General features: G+C 49.5%; 1 protein-coding gene. It reads left to right on the top strand.

The window, feature by feature from the left end:
* A partial coding sequence (locus AC5V8P_RS23170) for an amino acid adenylation domain-containing protein (RefSeq protein WP_495473907.1) occupies window positions 1-5,217 on the top strand: 5,217 nt, incomplete at both ends.

Raw genomic sequence — 5,217 nt, 5'->3', positions numbered from 1 at the left:
AGGCATCAAGATTCGATTTATGTATAACGCGCTCAGCTTTGATCAAGCAGGCATTGAGCGTCTGCATGGACATTTTGTACGTCTCTTGGAGCAAATTTCGCTTAACCCGAATGTTCGTGTTGAAGAGCTGGAACTACTCACAGTAGCCGAAAAACAACAGATTACAGCAGGATTTAATGACACGGCTGTTGCATTTCCGTCTCATCAGACGGTCCATCAGCTGTTCGAGGCTCAGGTGGAATCTACGCCGGATCAGGTGGCATTGGTGTTTGGACATCAGAGTCTGACTTATCAGAAGCTAAATGAACGGGCGAATTCATTGGCACGAATGCTTCAAGCACAGGGAGTAGGACCTGACAAGCTGGTAGGTCTGATGGTGGAGCGCTCCGTGGAAATGATCGTAGGTCTACTGGCTGTTCTAAAAGCAGGTGGTGCTTATGTGCCGATTGATCCCGAATTTCCGTCCTCACGTATTGCATACATGCTGGAAGACAGCGAGGCGGCAGTGCTTCTGACCAGTCGTAATTTGGCAGAAGAGCACCAAAGCCATGCCAATATCCTATTTCTTGAGGACAAAGAATTGTATCAGGGAGAGAGTGGCAACCTGGAGGCGATTGCCCGCCCAGAGCATTTGGCTTACGTCATCTATACCTCTGGTTCGACGGGTAATCCGAAAGGAGTTATGCTCCAGCATCGCTCGGTCCTCAACTTTATTACAGGGATGCGCGGAGTCATTGACTTTGAAACGAGCAAAACGATTTTGTCACTCACGACCATTTCATTCGACATTTTTGTCTTGGAAACTATTCTGCCCCTGCTAGGTGGAATGACGGTGGTGCTTGGTGACAGCCAGCATCAGGTGAATCCTCAGGCGCTGGGTGAATTGATTGCTCATCATCATATTGAGATGTTGCAAATGACACCATCTCGTTTGCAAATGCTGCTGGGGCATGAAGCAGGCTCCCGCGCGTTGCAAGACGTGAAGGCCATTATGGTCGGGGGTGAAGCCCTTCCGTCCAGGCTGCTCGCAGCACTGCAAGAAATCAACGGTCCCCGTATTTATAACATGTACGGACCTACAGAAACGACCGTTTGGTCGACCGTACAGGAACTGACCCATGCTCAGCATATTAATATTGGACGTCCCATCGCGAATACACAAATATATATCATGAATGCGAATGGGGAATTACAGCCAGTCGGTGTACCGGGTGAGTTATGTATTGCAGGGGAAGGATTGGCGCGAGGGTATTGGAAACGTGAAGAACTGACGGCAGAGAAATTTGTGAATAATCCGTTTGCTGCTGACGAGGCAGATTATGAGCGGATGTATCGTACGGGTGATTTGGCAAAATGGATGCCAGACGGCAATATTGAATATTTGGGTCGGATGGACCATCAGGTGAAAATCAGAGGTTATCGGATCGAACTGGGCGAGATCGAATCGAAGCTGCTGCAGGTGCAGTCCGTACAAGAAGCGGTCATCGTGGCCCGTACGGACGAAACGGGTCAAACCCAGTTAGTAGCGTATTACGTCGCAAGTCAAGAGCTTGGAGCTAGTGAGCTGAGACATGAGCTGGGACAAAAGCTGCCAAGCTATATGGTGCCGTCTTATTTCATCTGGTTGGAGCAGATGCCGCTGACACCGAATGGTAAAATCGACCGCAAGTCCCTGCCAGCACCAGAAGGTAGTCTGCACAGCGGTGCGGAGTATGTAGCGCCGCGCACGGTAGCAGAACGAGCACTCGTAGCGATCTGGCAGTCCGTCCTAGGCGTGCAAACCGTCGGTATTTTGGACAATTTCTTTGACCTGGGCGGCGATTCGATCAAGGCGATTCAAATCGTATCGCGTGCGTTCCAGGCAGGCTACAAGCTGGATATGAAGGATTTGTTCCGCTATCCCATCGTTGCAACACTTGCACCGCATATGCATGAGGCAAGTCGTAGGGTAGATCAGGGAGAAGTGAGCGGGAAAACGGCATTGCTTCCGATCCAGCACGGGTTCTTTGCACAGGAGCAAGTGGATGCGCATCACTTTAATCAGGCGGTTATGCTGCACCGGGAGCAGGGTTTTGATGAGTCCGCTCTGCGTCAGGCACTTGGCAAACTTACAGCGCATCATGATGCGCTGCGGATGGTGTTCAGCAAGACAGAGCAAGGATATGAAGCATGGAACCGTGGCGTACAGGAAGGTGAGCTATATCATCTGGATGTGGTGGACTTTACGAACTTGACGGATGAAGCCACGCTCAGCGCAGCCATTGAGGCGAAAGCCAGTGAAATTCACAGTAGTATTCAACTTCATGAAGGGCCGTTGTTGAAGGCTGGCTTGTTCCACTGTGCAGATGGGGACCATCTGTTGATGGTGATTCACCATTTGGTAGTGGACGGGGTATCATGGCGTATTTTGTTCGATGATTTGGCTGTAGCCTATGAACAGGCTGTCCATGAAAAGACGCTCCAGTTACCGGACAAAACGGATTCATTCCGTTCCTGGTCTCAAAAACTTTCCACTTATGCGAATAGCGCAGCTATGGAAAGTGAATATGCCTACTGGGAGCAATTGAACGCAGCCGCTTTAGCTGACCAAGTATGTTTGCCTGAGGATCAAGCACAGGCCGACTCGTTTACCTTGGCTGACACGGATACAGTAGTCCTCCAACTTACGGAAGAAGAGACATCAAAACTATTGAAGGAAGCACACCGCGCATATAACACGGAAGTGAACGATCTGCTGCTGACGGCATTAGGCATGATGCTATACACGTGGACGGGTCATGAACGCAGTCTGATTCATTTAGAGGGACACGGACGTGAGAACATTTTGCCGGATACGGACATTTCTCGTACGGTAGGCTGGTTTACGAGTCAATATCCGGTGCTGCTGGATATCGGTCGTGCTCATGCTTTGTCGGATCGGATCAAACAGGTCAAAGAGAGCCTGCGTCATATTCCGAATAAGGGAATGGGCTACGGAATCTGGAGATATTTGAGTGAATCTGGTCGAGTGGTTGGTCAGCAAGCAGATGTACTAAACTTAGGTCAACATCAAGCTTTTGCCGAGCCTCAAGTGAGCTTTAACTATCTCGGACAGTTTGATCAAGACTTGGCAAACAGCGATATTCGTATGTCTCCTTATTCGATTGGATCGGTCATTAGTGACCGGACGAAAATGAAATATGCTCTCGATGTGAGCGGAATCGTAACCAAGGGCATCTTGGGACTCGACATTCGGTATAACGGCAAAGCCTTCCGTAGGGATACGGTCCAAATGTTAGCCAACCTGTTGAAAGCCAATCTGCTTGAAATAATCGAGCATTGTGTGACACGGGAGCGGACCGAATTGACTCCAAGTGATGTACTGTTCAAAGGTCTGACCCTGGAACAATTGGATACGATTAAGGAGCAGACAAAGGCGATTGGGGAATTGGAAAAGGTGTACCCATTGACCCCAATGCAAAAGGGAATGCTGTTCCATAGTTTGATGAATGCAGAAACAGGCGTGTATTTTGAGCAGGCAACCTTTGATCTTGAGGGCCACTTTGCACCGTCTATATTCGAGGAAAGCTTGAAGCTGCTGGTTAGTCGACATGCTATATTACGGACGAATTTCTACAGCGGCTGGCATGGACAACCATTGCAAATCGTCTATCACCATAAAAATCCGAGCTTCTGTTATGAGGATGTCAGAGGACGTGAACACGCTGTAGCCGAATTTGTGTCTCAGGACAAAGCTCGAGGCTTTGATTTAAGCAAGGATGCGCTTATGCGCGTAGCTGTCTTCCGCACGGGTGATCACTCATACCGTTTTGTATGGAGCTTCCACCATATTGTGATGGACGGCTGGTGTCTGTCACTGATGACGGACGAAGTATTTGGTGCATATTTTGCCTTACTGGAGAACAAGCAGCCAGAGCTCGCGTCTGTTAAGCCGTATAGTGACTATATCGATTGGTTGGAACATCAAGACGCACAGGAGGCGACCCGTTATTGGAGTGACTATTTGGCAGGTTTTGAGCAGCAAACCTTGTTGCCTAGTGAGAACGCGCAAGCTTCTGTAGTAGAACGGAATGAGGATACAGACAGAAGTGGTAGAATTTCAAACTCTGGCTATGTTTCGGAAAAGCTGCCGTTTATGTTGGGTAAAGAACGGAGTGCTGCTTTAAACCAAATTGCCAAGCAACAACATGTAACGATTAACACATTGCTGCAAAGCGTTTGGGGCGTTATTTTACAGAAATACAATAATAATCAGGATGTTGTGTTTGGTAGTGTGGTATCCGGTCGTCCGGCAGAAATTCCAGGTGTGGAAAACATGATCGGTTTGTTTATCAACACGATCCCAGTACGCATATGCAGTGCACAGGAAGCTACATTTGCTGAAGTATTGCAGCGCACACAGGAACAGGCTCTGGCCTCCAGTGTCTATGACACGTTTCCGCTCTACGACATTCAGGCACTGACTGAACAAAAACAAGACCTGATTCATCACATTATGGTCTTTGAAAACTACCCAATCGGGCAGCAGATGAAGCAAATGGGCGGTTCCGGCGAAGCAGACGCACACACAGGCTTCTCCATTGCCAATGTGGAACTTGCAGAGCAAACCAACTACGATTTTAACCTGATTGTCGTGCCAGATGAGGATATCTCTATTCTGTTTGAATACAATGCTCTGGTGTATAACCGGTCTGCAATGGAGCGTATCCGGGGTCATATGGACCACATCATCGGACAAATCGTAGACAACCCGTATATCCACGTGAATGAGCTGGAATTGGTAACGCCGGAAGAACAAGCACAAATCGTGCAGGTATGGGGAGATACGGCAGCAGCCTATCCGCAGGATCAAACGCTAAGCAGTCTGTTTGAGCAGCAGGCCGCGAATACACCGGAGCAAGTGGCGGTGTTGTGCGGAGCGGCATCGTTGACCTACCGTGAGCTAAACGAGCGAGCGAACCGTCTCGCACGTACCTTGCGTGCGCAAGGGGTTAAACCAGATCAGCCTGTGGGCATTCTGGTTCACCGCTCACTGGACATGATCGTAGGCATCTATGCAATCCTGAAGGCCGGCGGAGCCTATGTGCCAATCGATCCAGAATATCCGGCCGACCGCATCCGCTTCATGCTGGAGGACTCGGGCGCGAAGCTGGTGCTGACGCAATCGCATCTGGCGGAGCAAGCATCGCTGAGTTTCAACGGCCAGGTGTTGGTGCT

Source organism: Paenibacillus sp. N119s, assembly GCF_059447605.1.
The sequence above is the reverse complement of the archived record's forward strand: the minus strand, read 5'-3'. Positions and strand labels throughout refer to the sequence as shown.